This is a genomic window from Pseudarthrobacter sp. C1 (assembly GCF_034720455.1).
Classification (GTDB): Bacteria; Actinomycetota; Actinomycetes; order Actinomycetales; family Micrococcaceae; genus Arthrobacter.
In genome coordinates this window covers 1-20,340 of record NZ_JAYESK010000015.1, presented here as the reverse complement: position 1 = coordinate 20,340, position 20,340 = coordinate 1, and the positions used below count along the sequence as shown (strand labels likewise).

Genomic DNA, 20,340 nt, shown 5'->3' with positions numbered 1-20,340 from the left:
CTTTATCCGGCCAGCGATGCTGGAGGTGCCGCCGGTTTGTCCGACGACGGGCGCCGCGTCCATCATGGTAGGGATACACCGATCAGCAATGCCAGAGCCGAGGCGCTCCCCATACAGACCGCCGCCCGTGGCCGCAGATCGTTCGGGCACCGATGCCTCCCCAACTCCAAGCATCCAGCCTTCAAGGCTGCCCGCCGTCCTGAAAGGACAACGCACCGCTGATGACTGAAAACACCGCAGCAGACAACGCAGCAGCCGAGGTGTCCGCCTGGGCTGGTGCCTCTGCCATCCTTTTCGACCTGGACGGGGTGCTGACCCCCACGGCAACCGTCCATGAGCGGGCATGGCAGGAACTGTTCGAGGACTACCTGGCGGCGCAGCCCCAGGTTCCCGGATACAGCGAGAGTGACTACTTCGACCATATCGACGGCAAGCCGCGCTTCGACGGTGTCCGCGATTTCCTGGCCTCGCGGGGGATTGTGCTCCCCGAGGGCCCCACTGACGACGATCCCGCCAACACCACCGTGCAGGGCCTGGGCAACCGGAAGAACAGGATTTTCAACGACATCGTGAGCGCGGGGGTGGAGCCCTTCCCCGGGTCGGTGCGCTTCCTCGAAGCCGCGCTGGAACGCGGACTGAAGGTCGCCGTCGTCTCTTCCTCCCGAAACGCTCCGGCCGTCCTCGCGGCAGCCGGACTCAGCGCCCGTTTCCCGGTGGTGGTGGATGGCGTGGTCGCGGCAAGCGAAGGCCTGCCCGGCAAGCCCAGTCCCGCCACCTACGAGTACGCCGCCCGCCTGCTGGGCCTCCCCAGCGGGGAGTGCGTGGTGGTGGAGGATGCCGTGTCCGGCGTCCAGGCCGGCGAGGCCGGAACCTTCTACTCGGTCATCGGCGTGGACCGCGGCGCCGGGCGGCAAACGTTGCTCGACGCCGGAGCCACCCTGGTGGTCAATGACCTCAAGGAACTTCTGCCCTAGAGACGGCAGCCTTCCCCGAGGCCGCCCGCTGCTACCCCAGGCAGCTCCCGTGAGTACGCATTACCCCTGAACGCATCACCCCCCGAAAAGTATCCCCAGGCCGGCAGCAAACCGGTTGCCCGGCCAAACGCCTAAGGACCCAACACCATGGCCCTGATCTCAGCGGACCGCGAAAGATTCCCCAACACACCCTGGCAGCTCGTGGAAACACGCCACGAAGCGGGCAGTGAAGGGACGCTGGAAACACTCTTTGCCCTCGGCAACGGACATCTGGGGATCCGCGGCGCCCACTGGGCCGCCGCCGACTCCGACCTGCCCGGCAGTTTCATCAACGGGCTGCACGAAATCTGGGATATCAAGCATGCGGAAAACGCCTTCGGGTTTGCCCGGACCGGCCAGCGCATCCTCTACATTCCAGATGCCAACAACTTCACCGTGGTTATCGACGGCGAGTCCCTCAGCCTGGCCGAGTCCGAGGTGCTGGATTACCGGCGCTCCGTGGACTTCTCCACCGGAGTGTACGAATGCCGCGTCACCTGGCAGTGCCGCTCCGGCGCCGTCGTCACCACAACCGAACGCCGCGCCGTAGGTTTCGCCTCCCGCGGAGCCTTGGGGATCTCCCTGGATGTGGTGACGGACCGTGAGGTTTCCGTGGATGTCACCTCGTCGGTGATTAACCGCCAGGACCAGCCCGTTGAGGACCACTCTGTCCACGATCCCCGGCGGGCGGGCCGGCACGCCGGACGCGTGCTGCTGCCCCTGCGCCTCGAAGGCGGCGACGGATCACTCCGGCTGGCGTGGGAGGCTGCCGAATCCAAGCAGCGCGTGGGCGTTGCGGTTGACCACTGGACCTCCGCAGGGCACCAGCCGTTCGACACGCTGGTGGACCAGGACGACAGCAGCGTGCGCTACGTCCTGGCCGTCAGCCCGGGAGAGCCGTTCCGCCTCGAAAAGAGCGTCAGCTACGCGGCAGGCCCGGCGATCCAGGACCCTTCGCTCGACCCCGCCGCGGCCGCGGAGGAAGGCCTCCGCCCGGTGGAGGACATCTTTGCCGAGAGCGAAGCGCACTACCGCGGCTACTGGGCCACCTCCGACATTGTGGTTGACAGCCAGTCCGTGCTGCAGCAGGCCATCCGCTGGAACCTGTTCCAGCTCGCCCAGGCGACGGCGCGTGCCGGCGTCGCCGGCATCCCCGCCAAGGGCGTGACGGGATCCGGCTACGAAGGCCACTACTTCTGGGACCAGGAGGTGTACCTCCTGCCGTACTTGACGTACACAAACCCCGCCGGTGCCCGGCAGGTCCTCGAATTCCGCCATGGCATGCTCCCCGTGGCCAAGATCCGGGCCAAGGAACTGAGCGTTGACGGCGCCCTGTTCCCGTGGCGCACCATCAACGGGCTCGAAGCCAGCGCGTACTACGCCGCCGGCACGGCACAGTTCCACATCGCCGCTGCCATCGCCTTTGCCACCAACCGGTATTTCTGGGCCACCGGGGACACCGCGTTCCGCGACGGGTTGGGCGCCGAACTGCTGATTGAAACGGCGCGGATGTGGATCTCGCTGGGCTTCTTCGGCAAGGACGGGCTCTTCCACATCCACGGCGTCACAGGTCCCGACGAGTACACCGCCGTGGTCAACGACAACCTCTACACCAACGTGATGGCCCGCTTTAACCTGCGTGCTGCCGCGGCCCTGGAGCATGCGGGCATCACGCAGGAAGAGCGGGAGCTGTGGGAGGCGGCCGCCAACCGGATGCAACTGCCGTTCGATGAGCGCATGCAGGTGCATTCGCAGGACAACGACTTCATGCACCTGGAACCGTGGGACTGGACCACGCCCCGGTCCAAGTACCCCCTGCTCCTGCATTTCCACCCGCTGGTGATCTACCGCCACCAGGTCCTGAAGCAGGCAGACACCGTCCTGGCAATGTTCCTGCAGTGGCAGGATTTCACGCCTGAGGAAAAACACCGCGCCTTCGACTTCTACGACCCCCTGACAACGGGCGATTCAACCCTTTCGGCCTGCGTCCAGGGCATCATGGCCGCCGAGGTGGGGTACTCACGGCAAGCGCTGGACCACTTCACCAACGCCTTGTTCATCGACCTCGATGACACGCACGGCAACACCATCGACGGCGTGCACATCGCCTCCACCGGCGGGGTGTGGAGCTCCCTGGTCTGCGGTTTTGCCGGGTTGCGTGACCAGGGCCCCATTCCGTACTTCGACCCGCGGCTGCCGTCGGAGTGGGACGGGCTCACTTTCCACCTGAAGATCCAGGGGCGCCTGTTGCTGGTTGAACTCCGTGCAGGGGCCATCACCCTCACGGTCCGTGAAGGGGAAGCCCTGGCCGTGGACGTCCGCGGCCAGCTGGTCACCGTAGGTGCCGAGCCCGTCCAGGTGGCGCTCGAACCGGTGCCGGAACCGGAGCCCACGGTTTTCCCCAGCGGACATCCGACGGCGAGCATCCCCGTGGTGCGTGCCAACAGCTGAGTGAGGTGCGGCGGTGGGAGCCTAGTCTCCTGCCGCCGTCGTGCGCTCCGCCTCGGGTAACCGGTCCAGCGGGTGGGCCAGTTCGTCGTCGGGCATGCGCGCAGCGGCCATGGCAATCACTGCCATGACGGGGCATACGCCGCCGGCCACCAGGAAGATCAGCCAGACAGGCAGGACCTCGGCGGCCGGACCGGCCAGCGCCATTGAGACAGGCATCAGGGCGAGCGAAACGAAGAAGTCCAGGCTGGACACCCGGCCCAGCAGGTGCGGCGGGACGCGCCGCTGGAGCAGGGTGCCCCAGATGACCATGCCCACGCTGCCGGTGGCGCCGAAAACGAACAGCGCGGCGGCGATGGCCCAGAAGCTGTCCATGACGCCGACTGCGGCCAGGGGCAGGCTGCCGGCACCCCAGGACACCATCATCACCGTCAGGTAGCGGCGCGGCAGCCGGAAGGACGCCGTGAACAGCGAGCCAAGGGCGGCACCCACCCCCATGACGGCCAGGAGGAAGCCGAACATGCGGGAGTCGCCGGCAAGCTGGTCGCGCACCACGAACGGCAGGAGTACCTCGATGGGCCCGATCAGGAACAGCACGGAGATGCACGCCCAGATAAGGGTCCACAGCAGCCAAGGTGTTTGCCGGGTGTAGCGGACTCCCTCGCGCAGGTCGTGGAGGAAGGATGTCCCGGGGGCCCCGGCGCCTTCGCCGGCCGCCGCCCCGCGTCCGTCCCGCTCCGCCCCGTTGGTGGGCGCGGCCTGTGCATGCTGGCCCAGGAAGTTCAGGACGATGAAGGCCAGCAGGTGGCAGGCGGCCACTGCCGTGACAGCGTGCGACGGCGACAGGGCAGCCACCACCATGCCCGCCACCGCAGGGCCCGCCGCCTGCTGGAGCACGGGCCGCATGGAACCTTCCATCCCGTTCGCCGCCAGCAGGTCCTGCGCGGGGAGGATGCGCGGCAGGATTGCGGAGTAGGCGGGAAAGAAGAACGCCGCGCCGACGCCGAGGACAAAGGAACCCGCTGCGACGTGCCACAGCTGGAGCAGGCCCGTCATGGCGAGTCCGCTGACGGTGGCTATCACCGCAAGGTTGGCGCCCTCCACGGCAATGATCAGCCGGCGCTGGGGGACCCGGTCCGCTGCGATGCCGCCGGCCAGGACGAACGCCACCAGGCCGGCGCTGCCCGCGGCCGCCACCAGGGAGAGTTCCAGCGGGCCGCCGCCCAACTGGATCACCTGGTACACCATGGCCACGGCCCACATGCCGGAACCGAAAATCGAGATGGCCAACGCTGCGATGAGCACCCGGTACTCGCGGTGCGCAAAGGGCCGCAGGGCTTTTGGGGTGGGCATAGGGTAAGTCTAGGCTTTGGGCGTATGCCGGGGAGCCAGCCCAAACCGCCCTCCCGGCCGCGGCAGGTGGGGATGGCACTGGCGGTAGCCTAATGTTAAGCAACCTTAGTATTAGCGATTCCGGCATCGGCCCGCCGGCGAGACAAACAGAGGTGACCATGGCTACGCGCAGCAACCCCGCAGTACGAATCGCGCAGGAAACTGCCCACAACGCGGTATTCGATGCCGACGGCAAGCCCAAGCCCGGTGTCCACAACATGCTCCTCAGGGCGGTGGAGATCCAGCGCCCCCTGGTGGTGGCGTACATCCGCCGGCTGCAGAGGAAGCACCCCCGGGCCACGGCCGCGCAGCTGGCTGACATCCTGGAGCGCGACTACCTCCGCGCCGTCACCGGCGGCGGCGCGCTGGTGGGCGCAACCGCCGTGGTGCCCGGTGTCGGGACGGTGGCGTCCCTTGGGCTCTCTGCCGCCGCCACCGTGGGGTTCCTGGAGGCGACGGCCCTCTACTCCACCTCCCTTGCGGAACTGCACGGGATCCGGCTGACCAACCCCGAGAAGGCCAGCACCATGGTCATGGCCATCATGTTGGGCGAGGAGGGGACTGCCCTGCTTGGGACGCTCAGCGGCCAGGCGGCCGGAAGGGAAATGAACGCCAACAAGGCCTGGGGCAATGTCCTTTCCAAGTCGATGGCAGTGCCGGGCTTCGGCAGCATCCGGAGCAGGATCCAAAAGGCTTTCCTCAAGAACCTCCTCAAGCGCCAGGGGTCCGCGCTCTTCGGCCGGGCCCTGCCGTTTGGCATAGGTGCTGTGGTGGGCGGAGCCGGTAACCTCATCATGGGGCGCGCTGTGGTGGCCAACGCCAAGGAGGCGTTTGGCCCCATGCCGGACACCATCCCCGGAGAGCTCACCGCTGCGGCCGCGGCACAGGACAACAAAAAGCTGGAAGGCAACACTTTTGGATCTCAACGCTGACCTTGGCGAATCGTTCGGTTCATGGAAGATGGGGGACGACGCCTCCATGTTCCAGCTGGTCACCAGCGCCAATGTGGCCTGCGGTTTCCACGCCGGAGACCCCGTCACCATGCTGGACAGCTGCAGGGCTGCCTACGAACTGGATGTCACGGTCGGCGCGCACGTGGGGTACCGGGATCTGGCAGGCTTCGGCCGCCGCTCGCTGGACATGAGCTTCGACGAGCTGTTCGGCGACGTCCTGTACCAGTTGGGGGCGCTCGACGGCGTTGCCCACGCCGTGGGTGCGTCCGTGGACTATGTGAAGCCGCACGGAGCGCTGTACAACCGGCTGGTGCGCGACGCGGAACAGGCTTCCGCTGTTGTGGCCGCCGTGAACGCCTACGATCCCGGCCTTCCCATCCTTGGGCTGCCGGGATCTGAGCTGCTGAAGCAGGCGAAGGAGGCCGGCCACCCGGTGTTTGTCGAGGCCTTTGCGGACCGAGCCTACCTTGCCGACGGAACGCTGGTGCCGCGCTCACAGGAAGGTGCCGTGCTGCACGACGTCGACGCGATCGTCGAGCGGGCCGTGCGCCTTGCGACCAAGGGGGAAGTAGTGGCCCTGGATGGCAGCGTTGTGCAGGTCCGGCCGGATTCCCTGTGCATTCACGGTGATACTCCGGGAGCCGTTGGGATGGCTGCCGCAGTCCGGGCCGGGCTCGAAGCGGCCGGCGTGGAGCTGGAGTCGTTCGCCTAGCCTGCGTCCTAAAAGCAACGCGGGGTCACTTTTGGCCGGTGCGGGGCCGTTTATCGGGTACTAAGTGACCTCGCGTTGCTTCGAAACGGTCTGTGGCCTACCCAAATATCAGGTGCGCCACAGTAAAAATTGCCAGCCCGGCCAGCGACCCCACCACGGTGCCGTTGATCCGGATGAACTGCAGGTCCTTGCCCACCTGGAGTTCGATCTTTTGCGAGGTTTCCTCCGCATCCCAGCGGGCCACGGTATCGGTAATCACTCCGGCGATGTCGGAGCGGTACGTCCGCACGAGGTAGCCGGCGGCGTCGCCGATCCAGGTGTTCACCTTCCCGGCGAGCTCGGGGTCGCTGACCAGCCGGGAGCCGAAGTCGCGGACCGCAGCCTTGAACTTGATGGTCAGTTCGCTGTCGGGATCATCCACCGCACCCAGGAGGGCGCTCTTCACGGTGCCCCACGTGCGGGAGGCGAGTTCGCGCACCTCGGGATCGCCCAGGACCTGGGCCTTGATGTCCTCGGCGCGGGCAATCATTGCCGGATCGTGCTGCAGGTCCTGCGCGAGGTCGTTGAGGTACTTGTCGATGGACTGCCTTACCTGGTGGTTCGGGTCGGCCTGCACCGCGCGCACGAACTTCAGGATCTCCACGTAGACCTTGTCGCCCACCAGTCCGTCCACGAACTGCGGCACCCATGTGGGGGAGCGGTCAGACACCAGGTGGGTGACAGTATCGTGGTTGTCATCCACCCAGTCGGCGGCCCGGTCCACCAGCAGGTCCACCAGCTTGTGGTGGTGCCCGTCGTGGAAAATCCGCTCCGCCATCTTCCCCACGGGAGGTCCCCACGGCGGAGCCAGCAGGTGCTTGCGCACCATTCCCTCGATGACCGCCTGGACGTCGTCGTCGTTCAAAACCTTGAAAATACCCCGGATCAGGGCGGCGCCCTCCTTGGCTACCCTGTCTGCGCCGGCCGGCGTGGCAAGCCATTCCCCGGCCCGGCGGGCAATGTTGACGCTGGCCAGCTTCTCCTGGACCACCTGCTCGGAGAGGAAGTTTGTCTCCACGAATTCGCCCAGCGAGGCGCCGATCTGGTCCTTCCGGCGCGGGATGATGGCGGTGTGCGGGATCTTGATGCCCATGGGGTACTTGAACAGTGCGGTAACGGCGAACCAGTCAGCCAGCGCGCCCACCATGCCGCCCTCGGCTGCGGCCCGCACGTACTGCAGCCACGGATACTCCTTCTGCAGCGCGAAAGCGAAGACAAAAATCACCGCCATCACCACCAGCAGCCCGAGCGCCACCAGCTTCATCCTCCGCAGCGCTGCCGCCTTTTCGGCGTCGCCAGGGCTGAGGTGATGGACGACGGCGGCACGCACCTTCGGGCGGCCCTTCGGGTCGGGCACGGCGGAAGGCGCTGGCCCGGTGGGTGCTTCCCGGGTAGTTGGCTCAGAGTTCACCTGCATGTGCCAAGCCTAGCCCCGCGGTTCGCGCCGGGTCGGCTACCGTGTCTCCATGACCAGTGACGAGTCCGGGCCGCAGCGGCCCACGGTCTTTGCCCACCGCGGTTCCAGCGCCGCCTTCGCCGAACACACCCGTGCCGCCTATCTGCAGGCGCTGGCAGACGGCGCCGACGGTGTGGAGTGCGATGTCCACCTCACGCGTGACCAGCACGTTGTCCTCCTGCACGACGCCAACCTGGACCGCACCTCGGACGGAACCGGGCCCGTCGCCGAACGCACGCTGCGGGAACTGAGGCACCTGGATTTCTCGTCATGGAAGGGCGTGCGTATTCCCGAAACGTACGGGGCGCTGTCCGAGCAGTTCCTGACCCTGCCCGAACTGCTCGAGATCCTCCGGGGCGCCGGCCGGCCGGTGAAGCTGGCCATCGAACTCAAGCACCCCAGCCCGTACCAGCTCAAGCTCGAAGACAGGGTCCTGGAAGTACTGCGGGACGAGGGCTGGGATCCACTGACCTCTTCGCTGGACAACGTGTCAGTGACGTTCATGAGTTTCAGCCCGGACTCAGTGCGGCAGTTGCTCCACTCGGTTCCCCCTGAATTCGTCTGCCAGCTGGTGGACGATGTGGACATCCGGGTAATCCGCGCGGGCCTGGGCTTCGGCGTGATAACCGGCGGTGCAATTGCCAACCTGATGAAGGCCGCCCAGCTGGAAGGTGAGCGGATCCTGGACCTTGGCGAGGTGGGTATGGCCGGGCCCGGAATCGAGTACGTGCGCCGGCACCCGGCGTCCGTCCAACGCTGGCTCGCCGCCGGCCGGCGCTTCCGGGTATGGACGGTGGACACGGAACAGGATGTGGCGCTGTGCACAGGACTGGGCATCCAGGAGATCACCACCAATGTGCCCGCCCGTGTCCTCAGCCAACTGGAGCTTGCCTCGCCCCAGGGCAGGTAAGTTCCCGGCCGCGGGATGGTTTCGGCGCTTCCGGCGGTGCTGTGATTGAGTTGAACCATGCCTCTTCCCCGCTCCGGCCGGGCCGCCCAACACCTTTCTGCTGCAGCCATGAGCGCACTGCTCCTGGCCAGCGCCATGAAGCACTTCCGCGACCCCGGCTTCTACCGCCAGGTGGTGCCCGATTACCTGTGCCGTGACGACGGCGCTGCGCCCTCGCGGCCCTTCGCCCTCCTTTCGAGGGAGGAATGGATCGCGGTGAGCGGCCTGCTGGAGCTGGCAGCCGCCGTCGGAATCCTGGTCCCTGGAACACGAAAGGCAACCGCCACGGCCACCACCATGATGTTCGCTGCGTTCCTCGCGGGGCATGTCGACGCCCTCCGCCGGGCATACGGGCCGCGGGGAACCCGGGCGCAGCGGAAGGTGCACAGTGTGCGGCTTCCGCTTCAGGCGCCGCTCATTGCGTGGGCTTGGAGCCTGCGGAAGCCCGCCGTGGGGGCGGGCCTGTGACGCTGCTGGCATCCCCGGCAGTGCGGATGGGCATCTCCATCAGTATCGCCACCGGCCTGTACGGCGTTTCCTTCGGCGCGCTCTCGGTCACGTCAGGGCTCAACTTCTGGCAAACCATGGCCTTGAGCCTGCTGCTGTTCAGCGGCGGCTCGCAGTTCGCTTTCATCGGTGTGGTGGCGGGCGGCGGCTCCGGCATCGCGGCCATGAGCGCTGCCACGCTCCTGGGAATGCGCAACGGGATCTACGGCATGCAGTTGAACGCCCTCCTGCACCCCACGGGCTGGCGCAAGTATGTGGCCGCCCAGTTGACCATCGATGAATCCACGGCCACAAGCTCCGGCCAGGCGGACCCCGCTGAACAGCGCCGCGGGTTCTGGGCTGCGGGCATCGGAATCTACGTGCTGTGGAACCTGTTCACCGCCGTCGGTGCGCTCGCCGGCAGCGGCCTGGGCGATCCAAAACAGTGGGGACTGGACGGCGCAGCGGTGGCTGCATTCCTTGGCCTGCTGTGGCCGCGGCTCAAGGGACGCGAGCCCGTTGCCATCGCCGTTGTGTGCGCCGTGGCCACCGTGATCGCCGTTCCCTTTGTCCCTGCGGGCGTCCCAATCCTCGCGGCGGCGGTGGTGGCTGCCGTGATCGGCTGGTTCAGCCACGGCCGCAGTGATGAAGGCCTGGAGCCGGATGTCGACCCCTACCGGGAACGCCACCGGCATGGCGGCAGGGGCAGCAGCCCCCTCGCGGGCCCGCATGAAGGCCGGGCCCGCGCGAAGGAGACAGGACAGGGGACAGCCGAATGAGTCTCTGGATCTGGCTCCTGATTGCGTGCGCCCTGGCCTACGCCTGGAAGCTGGTGGGCTACTTTGTCCCGGCCCGGCTGCTTGAAGATCCGAGGATGTCCCGTGTGGCCGGCACCATGACCATCGGATTGCTGGCATCCCTGACCGTGGTGAATACTTTCGCGACCGGCCAGTCGCTGGTTGCTGACGCAAGGCTGGGAGCACTCGCGGCTGCCGCCGTAGCCCTGGCGCTCCGGGCGCCGTTCCTGGTGGTGGTGCTGGCCGGAGCGGGCACGGCTGCGCTCTTGAGGATCCTCGGCTGGAATTGAGCGGGCGCCCCCTCCGGAAGCCCATGTTGCGATGTGGTGAAGATCACTCACGTTGTGCTTTCCCGGTTGTACTATAAAAGCGGCTATGCAGTTGGCCATGGGATCTTCAGATGAATGGCGGCCATGGAAAATCAGCTGCACGCGGCCGGGGAAAGAGCCGGGCGTCCTCACCAGGCAAACGTTCGACGACGGGCTGGACTGCCTGCCAAACGCTTCTTTACGCGCTTTTCCGGCCTGTCGGATGTTCCGGCCGAGGACCTGGAGTCCCTCTCCCGGAGCCTGTGGAAGTCATTTGAGCTTGATCCCGCATCCCAAATTCCGGCACTGCAGGCACTGGTGCGCCAGGAGCTTCGGGGCAGGGGGGATCCCGGCGAATAGCAGGCCGTGATCCCTGGGTCCCGTCTATGGTGGACTGGAACCAGGCCGCATTCCACTGCGGCGGCCATGAAGGAGGAACCGACATGAATGACGACATGAACGATCAGTCACGTCCGGAGCATGGCCAAGGTGCTGACGGCGGCGCAGCCCGGGACACTGATTCCCGGGAGGCCGATGCCCGGGAGGCCGCGAAGAAGACGGCCGCAAAACCAGGACCCGACGTGCACGCACCGGAGCGGCACGGGAAGCCGCGGCAGGGCTACCTTGATCCAAGCGGTTCCGAAGGTTCCAGGGAGATGCGCGATACTGCACGGCGCCGCAGGGACGCGGAGGAAAAGCTGCAGCAGCACCTGATGGAAGCCAAGGACCATGTTCCCAACGAACACCACGGGCACCACTAAGGCATAGGGTCAGGCCACCCCGTGGGCTTCGCCGTCAGGCGAGCCGGCCCTGCGGCTGCATTCTTCGACAGCCATCTCATACCAGGTCTCCACACCAAATTCGGGCTCGGGCGTGTCCAGGTTCTGGTAGAGGGCATCCAGCAGGTGTGCCAGTTCTTCCGCGGTCATCGTGGGGAGGATTTCCTCCGGCCCGCGGGGATCATTGAGGTAAAGGTTCAGCTTTGAGCTGTTCATCTTAGTGCGGCCGTTGCCCGGGGGAGGTACTTGGATTGCTGCATGCGTCACTCCAAAATCAAGACACAGAGGGCTGGCTGCGTAACCCTTTCTGAAGTCTAGTGGCACCCTCAGGACGCCCACAATGGGGTTGCCGTTCAGTGGATTGCTAGCCCGGCTGGGTCTCCGCCAGGGGAGACGGCGGGACTGGCACATGCGCCGGAAGCGGCCGGGACGGCCGGGACGTGCGGATGGCATCCTCGATCAGGGCCAGCGGCCGGCGCCAGGCGTCGGACCCTGGCTCCATGGTGTCCACTACGCCAATGAGCATTGCGAGCAGCCGGAACATGTCGGTCATGGAGATGTCCGCACGCAGGCTTCCCTGGCCCTGCCCGCGCACCAGCAACACGCTGATTGATTCCATGAGTGAGCCCGTAATGCCGGTCAGGAGCTCACGACGGCCCGCGACGGCGCCCAGCAGGTTGGCATCAGCGCTGGCAGCAGCCATCAGGGCCTCGAGGACCCGCAGCAGTCCGGCGGTCGCGTCGATATTGGCCAGGGCGTCGTCGATCACGGGGTCCACTGTCAGGCGCAGCTGCCGGTTGAGCGCGGCGAGGACCAGCTCTTCCTTGTCAGCGAAGTTCCGGAAGAGGGTGGCCGGGCCCACTCCCGCCGTTGCCGCGATGGTCTGCAGCGGTACTTCGGGGCCATACTCGCGGAAGCACTGGCGCGCCGCTGTGATGATCTTGTCCACGTTCCGCGCTGCGTCGGCGCGGAGCGGCTTGCGGACGACTGCGAGGCTCATGCGAAAAGGTTAGCAATGGAGCTTTCGGCGTTCACTGTTACTGGAGGGTAGTGGGTTATGTGACGCGCCAGGCCACCCGTTTCCCCCTGCAGCCCTGCAGGATGCATGGCACACTGGCACCATGTTGCTTGCGTTTTCTGTTGCCCCCTCCGGCGCGCCCAGCGAAGGTTCCCGTCCCTCCGATGCTTCAGTGCACGACGCCGTTGCGGCCGCCGTCAGGATCGTCCGGGAATCGGGGCTTCCCAACAAGACGGATTCGATGTTCACCACCATCGAAGGCGAATGGGACGAAGTTTTTGACGTAGTGAAGCGGGCCACCGAGGCAGTGGGACGGTACGGAAGCAGGGTGTCCCTGGTCATCAAGGCCGATATCCGGCCCGGCTACACCGGTGAGCTGACGGCAAAAGTGGACCGACTGGAAGAAGCGCTCGCTGACGGTTCCTGACCCGCGGCGGCCGCATCCGCCGTCGGCCTTTTGCTCTGGACCCCGGCGCGGGCCCGTGCCAGACTGTGGCAATGTTCGAGCACAAGCCCCGGCCAGAGTGGATTGCGGCTGAAGAATACCTGTCCGACGTCGTCGTCCGTCCGGATTCCGCCCTGCAGCAGGCCATTCGCTCCGCCGAAGAGGCCGGCATGCCCGCCATCGAAGTGGCTCCCAACGCCGGAAAGCTGCTCAAGCTCCTGGTCCAGATCTCCGGCGCCCGCCGCGTGCTCGAAATCGGCACCCTCGCCGGCTACAGCACGATTTGGATGGGCCGGGGCCTTCCCGACGGCGGCAGCCTGGTCACCTGCGAGTTCCTGCCCAAGCATGCAGAGGTTGCCTGGGCCAACATCGACGCCGCCGGCCTGGGGGAAAAGGTCGAAATCCGGCTGGGACCCGCGCTGGAAACGCTGGCCGCACTTGAGGAAGAAGCCCGGGAACCATTCGATTTCATCTTCATCGATGCGGACAAGGAGAACAACAGCGGTTACCTGGACTGGGCCGTCCGGCTGGGCCGGCCCGGGTCCACGGTGGTGCTGGACAATACCGTGTGGGAGGGAGCCATCCTTGACCCCGGGATGGACCCGGTCAACGCGCCGGGAATCATCGACGCGCTGAAACTCCTCGGCGAGCATCCCCGGCTCGATGCCACTGTTATCCAGACGGTGGGCTCGAAAGGCTGGGACGGATTCGCGCTGGCCCGCATCCGGTAGCGCTGTGCTCATTTTGCCGCGCTCGATGCTGGAACTGCTAAGTATGCTTAGAATGAATTTTCGGCTGGAGTTCGGCCGGACAGAGAGCAGCAGCGGAGGAAACTGATGAAAGCGTCACCCACCCTGGCCGGCAATCTGCAGACGGTGCTTACCGATCTCATCGAACTGCACCTGCAGGGAAAGCAAGCCCACTGGAACGTTGTGGGCACGAATTTCCGTGACCTGCACCTGCAGCTTGACGAGATTATTGCCGCTGCCCGGCTCTTCGCCGACCAGGCTGCTGAACGCATGCGCGCCCTGCACGCCCTTCCGGATGGCCGCAGCAGCACTGTCTCGGCCGGCAGCCGGCTGGACGAATTTCCCGCAGGGCTGACCTCCACGAAAGAGACGGTCAAGCTCATTACGGCCAGGCTGGAGCGTACGGTCCAGACCATGCGGGATGTCCATGATGAAGTGGATGAGGAGGATCCCACCAGCGCGGACCTGCTCCACGCGGCCATCGAGCGGCTGGAGCAGCTTGCGTGGATGGTCAACGCCGAGACCATGGCGGCCACGGCATCCGTCACCGAGCCGGCAGGCAAGTAGGCGCCGCCGCCCCGATGCCGGAACTCTCCGAAGAACACAGCCCATCACCGGCCGGTAACGCGCCGGCCAGCCCACACACACTGGTCCGGCTGTCCGCGAACGGGGTACGGCCTGGCGGCGTGGATGCCTTGTTCCAGGCCGTCTCCTCGGCCGTCGGCGACGTCCCCGCGTTGCTTGCTTTGGCCCGCGACGCCGGGAAGGAATGGCCGCGGCCCGGCGAAGGCAATACCGGGCTTCTCTGGGAGCTCCTGGCAACGGTGGCCGCCATTGACGTCGCTGCTGCCCGCGTCTTCGAGCCGCACCTGGATGCGTTGGCCATCCTTGCGCAGGCGGGCCATGATCCTGCCCATGCCACGGGGACGTGGGGTGTATTCGCCGCGGAAGGTCAAGGCTTCCGGCTCAAGGCGGAAGCCAAGGGTTCCTCGGTTTTCCTCACCGGGTCCAAGCCCTGGTGCTCTTTGGCCCCGCTGCTTGACCACGCGGTGGTCACGGCCCACACGGACGACGGCGGCCGGGCGGCCTTTGCAGTGGACCTGCGCCACCCCGGCGTGACCTGCGGGGAACCGGCGTGGGTGGCACGGGGTTTGCGGGAAATTCCCAGCGGGCCGGTGCGGTTCGACAGGGTCCACGCTGAGCCGTTGCAGGGAACCAACTGGTATTTCAGCAGGCCCGGGTTTGCCTGGGGCGGCATGGGGGTGGCCGCGTGCTGGCTTGGCGGAGCTGTGGGCATTGCCCGGGATTACCGGGATTCCCTGCATGCCGGAATTCTTTCAGGCCGGGAGCCTGACCAGATTGCGCTTGCCTCACTCGGCGAACTGGACCGCCTCCTTACCTCCACACTGCAGTATTTGGCAGGAACGGCGGAGCGCATTGACCGCCGGGAACGGGACTCCCTGGAACAGGGAACTGCCGGGCAGGGTACTGCCGGGCAGGCATCGGCGTGGAGCGATGCGCTGCGGGTGCGCGGAACCTGTGCCGCCGCCGTCGAACGCGTCTTGTCGGTGGTCGGCAGCAACCGGGGCCCGGCCCCGCTGGCCTTCGACGAGAAGTATGCCAAGCGGACGGCCGACCTGGCACTGTACGTCCGCCAGCACCATGGCATGCGCGACGACGCCCAGCTGGGCACCTTGGCCCTGAAGGGTGACGCGTGGTGGTGACCTTCCTGCACACGGACGAGGGGACCGACGAGTCAGCCTGGGCGGGCGCGGGACTCGCGGTCCTTGCGGAACTTCCGCTGGGTCCGCAGGAGCTGGCCGCCATGAAGTTCCTGGTCCTGGCCGCCCACCCGGACGACGAGACGCTCGGAGCAGGCGGCCTGCTGGCACGGCTGCAAACACTCGGCGCAGAGGTGGAGGTGCTGTTGTTCACGGCAGGGGAGGCCTCACATCCCGCCTCCACCACCGTCTCCCGGGCAGATCTGACCGCCATCCGCCTGGCAGAGTTCGCAGCTGCCCTCGAATCCCTGGGACTCAAAGACCGCTGGCGCTACCATGGCCTGCCGGACAGCGGCCTGGCGGAGCACGCCGGGGCCATCACCCGCTGTGTCAGTGAGGCGGCGGCGGGGCTGGCCGGCCCTGCGGGCCGGCTCGCCATTGTTGCGCCCTACCGGGCCGACGGGCACGGAGACCACGATGCCCTGGGCGCCGCCGCCGCTGCTGTTGCTGCCGACGGCGGTTATGCCCTGCTGGAGTACCCCATCTGGTACTGGCACTGGGCCGGGCCCGGGCACTCCGACTGGCAGTCCTGGGTACGGCTGCCATTAGAACCGGGCGAAGAGTCCTTAAAGGCGCGGGCCCTGCAGGAGCACACCAGCCAGACGAGGCCCCTTTCGCCGCATCCCGGCGACGAAGTCCTCCTGGATGAGTCCTTCCTGCGCCATTTCTCCCGGCCCTTTGAGACTTTCGCCTGGACTGCTCCGCAGGAGTTTCCGGCCGGAAAGAAGGATGCCCCCGGCACCGGAAAGGCGCCCCATACCAGCAAGGACGCCCAACGCATCTTTGACGGTGTCCACTCCAGGGAACCGGACCCCTGGCACTACACCACCAGCTGGTACGAGCGGCGGAAACGCGCGCTGACGTTGGCAGCGCTGCCCGCCGAACACTATGCCTCCGGGCTGGAGCTCGGCTGCTCCATCGGGATGCTGACAGCCGATCTTGCTGCACGGTGTACGAACCTGCTGGCCGTCGATGCCAGCGGCGCCGCCCTGGAACAGGCAGCTGAACGCCTGGCCCCTTTCCCGGGAGTAGCAGCCAGGCAACTGACGCTTCCCGGTGAGTGGCCCGACGGAAGCTATGACCTTGTGGTGATATCCGAGGTGGGGTATTACCTCGCCGCCGATGAGCTCGATGTGCTGCTCGAAAGGATCAGGGAATCCGTTGTGCCGGGCGCCGCCCTGGTGCTGTGCCACTGGCGGCATCCCATCTCAGGCTGGGAGCTCGACGGCGAAAGGGTCCACACGCGGGTACGGGACCGTTTGGCGTGGCCCACTGCCGGCCTGTACCGGGAACGCGACTTCCTGCTGGAAACCCTGATAGCGCCCAACGCCTCGGTGCCTGCCCCTTGACGCCGGTTGAGAGGGTGGCCGTGGTAGTCCCGGTTCACAATGAGGAAGACCACCTGGACGCCGCCCTCACCGGCGTGGAGGCCGCCGCTTCGAGACTGCAGCTGGCCCAGCCTGGAACTGGCGTGCGGGTACTTGTGGTCCTTGACTCCTGCACCGATGGTTCTGCTGCCATTGCAGCCACCTTCACTGCCAGGAACAGCTGTTTTTCTGCCGTGCCGGTCGCCTTCCGCAGCGTCGGACGGAGCAGGCGTGCCGGGATCTGGCAGGTGCTCGGCGCTTTAAGCGACGACAGTCCTGAGGCCGCGGCAGGACTGTGGCTGGCCAATACTGATGCCGATTCGGTTGTTCCGCGCAACTGGCTGGTGGGTCAACTGGAGATAGCTGCGACGGGGGCCGATGCGGTCCTCGGGTCCGTGGAAGTGGATCCTGCGGGTGTTACGCCGGACGTGCTAAGCCGCTGGGAGTCCATGCACCCGTTCGCGGAAGACCATCCGCATGTGTTCGGAGCAAATTTCGGCATCCGCGGCTCGGCCTACCTTCAGGCCGGCGGGTTCCCGCGGCACCTCGCACATGAGGACCGGGTGCTGGCGGCGCGGCTGCGGGAGAAGGGGTTTGACGTAAGGGCCACTGACACCGTCAGGGTGCGGACCTCGGGCCGGACACAGGCACGGGCCCCGCAGGGGTTCGGCGCCTACCTGCGCACGCTCGGCATGGACATCGCACTGGCGCCGGAGAATTAGGCCAGCGCGGGACTGGACGGCTTAAACGGAAAGGGTCCGCTGCGTTTCCGCAGCGGACCCTTTCCAGCAGGACTAGTCCTTTCGGAATGCGTCCTTGACCTTTTCGCCGGCCTGCTTCAGGTCAGCTTTGGTCTGGTCCATCTGGCCCTCAGTCCGGAGGCTTTCGTCATCAGTTGCCTTACCAGCTGCTTCCTTGGCTTTGCCGCCCATCTTCTCGGCAGCATTGTCAATCTTGTCGTCCAAACCCATGGCATTTCTCCCTTCGGCTTGTGGCCTGCGGCAATGCGCATGCCATGCTCCCATGCTAGCCAGCCGGGGGTGTTGTTCAACAGGTCGCTGGCTGGATCCGCCAGGCAGTTGCTGGCCGCAAAGCCGGGGGATGCTCAGACCAGGTCCGGGGCGCTGGCCACGATGTAGTCCGCGGCCGCGGGTCCGGTCATGGAAAGGTTGTTGCTGTCCGGGTTGATTCCGTGTGTCTGCAATGCCGCCCACAGTGCTTCCGGCGGCTGGAGCGAAGCTTTGTGGAGCAGACACCAACTGGTGTAGAGGCCGTACAGCTCATCGCGTCCGAGGCCAAGGCCCGGTTCCCTGTCCGCGACAACTGCTTCGGCAAGAAATTCTTCAAAATGTGTAGCAGGCATGTTCGCTCATTCGGGTTCGACCGTGATGCCGCCGTTTCTGCTTCAGCGGCCCTGCCCGGCCCAGAAAGGCCTTGCAGAATAATCATGAAGGTATGGCAGGCGGCACACTTTGTCCAGTTAGGCTGTCCACCCAGGCCAGGGATTGCGTACTAAATCGAGGGGGCCGACGGCGACTGGGGGGACTGGCCTCGGTCTCAGAAGAGGCCATCTCGCCGCCGGCCCCGCCTGCCCCCGGGCCACCTTGCCAAACCCGGGAAGATAACAGGACCTCCGCTATCAATTTTCCCCTATCTTGGAGGTCCTGCCTAGCCCCCGGGGGCGCGCCCTGGCAGCGCTCCTGCCGGGGCCCGGTTGCCGTTAGTTCTCCTCGGTGCTTTCTCCGCCGTGGGCGCGGTCCCGGACTTTGTCCCGGACCCTTTCCCTGTGCGGCTCCGTAGGCTGGGCATCGTTCCTGCCGCTGCCTTCACGCCCATCGGAGCCCTCGTCCTGGCCGTTGCCGGCGCTGTACTTCTCGCGGAGCTCGCGGCCGTGCTTAATGTCTTCCTCTTCCTGTTTCTGCAGCTTTTCGCTCTTCTTCGTGTCCCGCGGCGGCAGTTGAATGGTTTCCTCCGCCTCAATGCCGGCCTGCAGCTGCCGTCCGCGCTCCATTTCGGCATCGAACTCCGCGCCGAACAGCAGGGACATGTTCAGGATCCACAGCCACAGGAGCATGACGATGACGCCGCCAAGGGCGCCATAGGTCTTGTTGTAGTTTCCAAAGTTGCCCACGTAGAACCCGAAGCCAAGGGAGGCCAGCAGGAAGACGAACAGTGCGATGCCCGAGCCCATGCTCATCCACCTGAACTTGGGCTGCTTGACGTTGGGGGTCGCGTAGTAGAGGACCGCAATGATCACGATGATGAGCGCGATCATGACCGGCCATTTGGCAATATCCCAGATGGTGAGGAAAACGCCGCTGAGGCCGATCAGGCCGCCGACGGCCTCTGCCACCGGGCCGCTGAGCACCAGCATGCCGGCCAGGACGGCAACAATAACCACAGCCAGGAGCGTGACCACCAGCATTGTGCCGCGCAGCTTGATGAAGGGCCTGCCTTCATCCACCTCGTAGACCCGGTTCATTGCCCGGCCGAACGCGCCCACGTACCCGGAAGCCGACCACAGTGCGGTGGCAAGGCCGATGACCAGGGTGAATCCTGCCGCTGGGGCGTTTGCCAGGTCTTGCACCACCCCGCCTACCGTGTCAACAGTCTCGGCCGGGACAAAACCGCTGACGATTTGCAGGAGCGCATTGGTGGTCTTCTGCGGGTCGCCAAAGAGCCCTATCAGGGACACAAGCGCCAGGATGGCCGGAAACAGCGACAAGACCGCGTAGTAGGTCAGGGCTGCGGCGAGGTCAGGGCACTGGTCCTTGGTGAACTCGCGCAGCGTCTTCCTGGCGATGTATTTCCAGTTTGGCTTGTCTAATTCCTTGGGGCTATCCGGCTTCCTGGAGTCGTCCGGATCCGGTGCCTGGCCCGCCTTGGCGGTGCTGGTTTCGGAAGAGTCGTGAGTGGCCATGGGGTGTCCTCTCGATTGGGGCCTGAACCTGACAGGCCGGCTCCGCGGGTTGGCGGGGCCGGCCTGTCAGTGGTGCTTATGTGCCTTTGCGGCGCGCCTATTGCCATGCGGGTGCCACGGCGGGCCGTTGGGTGTTTGGCCTAGGTGTTTTTGACGTTCCCCGCGGCGTCGGTGGCGCGGTCTTTGACGTCGGTGGCGGCGTGTTGGCCTTCGGTTTTGACGTTTTGGGCGGCGTCGGTGGCGGTGGCTTTGACGTTTTCCATGGCTTGCTGGGCGGGTTCCTTGAGGTCCTGGGCCATGTCCTTGGCGGCGTCGGTGACCTGGGTGGCGAGGGGCTCGGCGGCGGTCTTGAGCTGCTGGGCTGCCTCGCGTTCCTTGTCGCTGGCGGGGATCAGGGAGGAGATGAGCATCCCGGCGCCGAACGCGATCAGGCCGGCGGCCAGGGGGTTGCCCTGGGTTTTGGTTTTGACCTGGTCCGGGGCGTTGGAGATCGCGGTGCCGGCGTCGGACAGCGTGGAGGCCACGTTGTCCCTGGCCCCGTGCAGGGTGTCCCCGGTGGAGTGCATCGCGTTGCTGGTGTGCCCGGCGCCGGAGTGCATCCGGTCGTTGACGGTGTTGGTGGCTGAGTCTGCTGTGCCCATGATTTTCTCCTTCACGCCGGTGACCGCGTCTTTTACTTTGTCGGTTTGGCGGTGGACGATGTTGGACGGGGTGACTTTGTCGGCGAC

23 protein-coding genes are annotated in these 20,340 nt (G+C 66.1%); 15 read left to right on the top strand and 8 right to left on the bottom strand.

Annotated features, from left to right (window positions below; translation table 11 throughout):
* Positions 1 to 221: 221 nt before the first annotated feature.
* Entirely contained in the window at positions 222 to 974 is a 753-nt protein-coding gene (locus U7114_RS18335; protein WP_321215168.1) for an HAD-IA family hydrolase, read from the top strand.
* 147 nt (positions 975 to 1,121) lie between these two features.
* Entirely contained in the window at positions 1,122 to 3,464 is a 2,343-nt protein-coding gene (locus U7114_RS18330) for a glycoside hydrolase family 65 protein (protein WP_323058147.1), read from the top strand.
* A 21-nt stretch (positions 3,465 to 3,485) separates the two neighbouring features.
* Here U7114_RS18330 and U7114_RS18325 read toward each other — a convergent pair whose 3' ends face one another.
* A complete protein-coding gene (locus U7114_RS18325; protein ID WP_157239526.1) occupies positions 3,486 to 4,814 on the bottom strand; it encodes an MFS transporter in 1,329 nt (442 codons plus the stop codon).
* 158 nt (positions 4,815 to 4,972) lie between these two features.
* Here U7114_RS18325 and U7114_RS18320 point away from each other — a divergent pair, with 158 nt between their 5' ends.
* Both U7114_RS18320 and U7114_RS18315 read left to right on the top strand, forming a co-directional pair.
* Positions 4,973 to 5,785: a hypothetical protein gene (locus U7114_RS18320; protein WP_157239524.1), complete on the top strand. Its 813-nt coding sequence runs from the start codon at positions 4,973 to 4,975 to the stop codon at positions 5,783 to 5,785.
* Positions 5,769 to 6,518, top strand: coding sequence for a LamB/YcsF family protein (locus U7114_RS18315; RefSeq protein ID WP_157239522.1), 750 nt, complete (start codon positions 5,769 to 5,771; stop codon positions 6,516 to 6,518). The genes U7114_RS18320 and U7114_RS18315 overlap by 17 nt, the downstream gene beginning before the upstream one ends.
* Positions 6,519 to 6,615: 97 nt before the next feature.
* On the opposite strand, the gene U7114_RS18310 is transcribed toward U7114_RS18315, so the two are convergent.
* Positions 6,616 to 7,974 (bottom strand): DUF445 domain-containing protein, encoded by a 1,359-nt coding sequence (locus tag U7114_RS18310; RefSeq protein WP_323058146.1) that lies wholly within the window; start codon positions 7,972 to 7,974, stop codon positions 6,616 to 6,618.
* Between the two features lie 49 nt (positions 7,975 to 8,023).
* Here U7114_RS18310 and U7114_RS18305 point away from each other — a divergent pair, with 49 nt between their 5' ends.
* The 5 genes from U7114_RS18305 (at position 8,024) to U7114_RS18285 (ending at position 11,314) form a co-directional block, all read left to right on the top strand.
* Positions 8,024 to 8,923 carry a glycerophosphodiester phosphodiesterase gene (locus tag U7114_RS18305; RefSeq protein ID WP_157239518.1) on the top strand — a complete coding sequence of 300 codons (900 nt, stop codon included), beginning with the start codon at positions 8,024 to 8,026 and terminating at the stop codon, positions 8,921 to 8,923.
* A gap of 57 nt (positions 8,924 to 8,980) precedes the next feature.
* The gene (locus U7114_RS18300) at positions 8,981 to 9,430 is read left to right on the top strand and encodes a hypothetical protein (RefSeq protein WP_321215174.1); all 450 of its coding nucleotides are present in this window, start codon (positions 8,981 to 8,983) and stop codon (positions 9,428 to 9,430) included.
* Positions 9,427 to 10,227, top strand: a complete 801-nt coding sequence (locus tag U7114_RS18295; RefSeq protein WP_323058145.1) for an AzlC family ABC transporter permease — start codon at positions 9,427 to 9,429, stop codon at positions 10,225 to 10,227. Before U7114_RS18300 ends, U7114_RS18295 begins: the two co-directional genes overlap by 4 nt.
* Positions 10,224 to 10,535 carry an AzlD domain-containing protein gene (locus tag U7114_RS18290; protein WP_157239514.1) on the top strand — a complete coding sequence of 104 codons (312 nt, stop codon included), beginning with the start codon at positions 10,224 to 10,226 and terminating at the stop codon, positions 10,533 to 10,535. Before U7114_RS18295 ends, U7114_RS18290 begins: the two co-directional genes overlap by 4 nt.
* Before the next feature lie 461 nt (positions 10,536 to 10,996).
* Positions 10,997 to 11,314 (top strand): hypothetical protein, encoded by a 318-nt coding sequence (locus tag U7114_RS18285; protein WP_323058144.1) that lies wholly within the window; start codon positions 10,997 to 10,999, stop codon positions 11,312 to 11,314.
* Positions 11,315 to 11,323: 9 nt separating this feature from the next.
* On the opposite strand, the gene U7114_RS18280 is transcribed toward U7114_RS18285, so the two are convergent.
* Positions 11,324 to 11,548: a hypothetical protein gene (locus U7114_RS18280; RefSeq protein ID WP_104996592.1), complete on the bottom strand. Its 225-nt coding sequence runs from the start codon at positions 11,546 to 11,548 to the stop codon at positions 11,324 to 11,326.
* A 148-nt stretch (positions 11,549 to 11,696) separates the two neighbouring features.
* Entirely contained in the window at positions 11,697 to 12,332 is a 636-nt protein-coding gene (locus U7114_RS18275; RefSeq protein WP_157239512.1) for a TetR/AcrR family transcriptional regulator, read from the bottom strand.
* A gap of 121 nt (positions 12,333 to 12,453) precedes the next feature.
* Here U7114_RS18275 and U7114_RS18270 point away from each other — a divergent pair, with 121 nt between their 5' ends.
* From U7114_RS18270 to U7114_RS18245, 6 genes are all read left to right on the top strand, one after another.
* Entirely contained in the window at positions 12,454 to 12,777 is a 324-nt protein-coding gene (locus U7114_RS18270) for a thiamine-binding protein (RefSeq protein WP_157239511.1), read from the top strand.
* 71 nt (positions 12,778 to 12,848) lie between these two features.
* Complete coding sequence (locus tag U7114_RS18265) at positions 12,849 to 13,526, top strand: O-methyltransferase (protein WP_157239509.1); 678 nt, start codon at positions 12,849 to 12,851, stop codon at positions 13,524 to 13,526.
* Positions 13,527 to 13,631: 105 nt separating this feature from the next.
* Positions 13,632 to 14,111, top strand: a complete 480-nt coding sequence (locus U7114_RS18260) for a DNA starvation/stationary phase protection protein (protein ID WP_321215176.1) — start codon at positions 13,632 to 13,634, stop codon at positions 14,109 to 14,111.
* 119 nt (positions 14,112 to 14,230) lie between these two features.
* The gene (locus tag U7114_RS18255) at positions 14,231 to 15,268 is read left to right on the top strand and encodes an acyl-CoA dehydrogenase family protein (RefSeq protein WP_323058143.1); all 1,038 of its coding nucleotides are present in this window, start codon (positions 14,231 to 14,233) and stop codon (positions 15,266 to 15,268) included.
* On the top strand, positions 15,262 to 16,674 hold the full coding sequence (locus tag U7114_RS18250; protein ID WP_323058171.1) for a bifunctional PIG-L family deacetylase/class I SAM-dependent methyltransferase: 1,413 nt from the start codon (positions 15,262 to 15,264) through the stop codon (positions 16,672 to 16,674). The genes U7114_RS18255 and U7114_RS18250 overlap by 7 nt, the downstream gene beginning before the upstream one ends.
* A gap of 20 nt (positions 16,675 to 16,694) precedes the next feature.
* Positions 16,695 to 17,414: a glycosyltransferase gene (locus tag U7114_RS18245; protein WP_323058142.1), complete on the top strand. Its 720-nt coding sequence runs from the start codon at positions 16,695 to 16,697 to the stop codon at positions 17,412 to 17,414.
* A 72-nt stretch (positions 17,415 to 17,486) separates the two neighbouring features.
* Here U7114_RS18245 and U7114_RS18240 read toward each other — a convergent pair whose 3' ends face one another.
* From U7114_RS18240 to U7114_RS18225, 4 genes are all read right to left on the bottom strand, one after another.
* On the bottom strand, positions 17,487 to 17,663 hold the full coding sequence (locus tag U7114_RS18240; RefSeq protein ID WP_157239504.1) for a CsbD family protein: 177 nt from the start codon (positions 17,661 to 17,663) through the stop codon (positions 17,487 to 17,489).
* A gap of 134 nt (positions 17,664 to 17,797) precedes the next feature.
* On the bottom strand, positions 17,798 to 18,055 hold the full coding sequence (locus U7114_RS18235) for a hypothetical protein (RefSeq protein WP_323058141.1): 258 nt from the start codon (positions 18,053 to 18,055) through the stop codon (positions 17,798 to 17,800).
* A gap of 357 nt (positions 18,056 to 18,412) precedes the next feature.
* Positions 18,413 to 19,612, bottom strand: coding sequence for a YihY/virulence factor BrkB family protein (locus U7114_RS18230; RefSeq protein ID WP_323058140.1), 1,200 nt, complete (start codon positions 19,610 to 19,612; stop codon positions 18,413 to 18,415).
* 140 nt (positions 19,613 to 19,752) lie between these two features.
* A partial coding sequence (locus tag U7114_RS18225; RefSeq protein WP_323058139.1) for a hypothetical protein occupies positions 19,753 to 20,340 on the bottom strand: 588 nt, incomplete at its 5' end.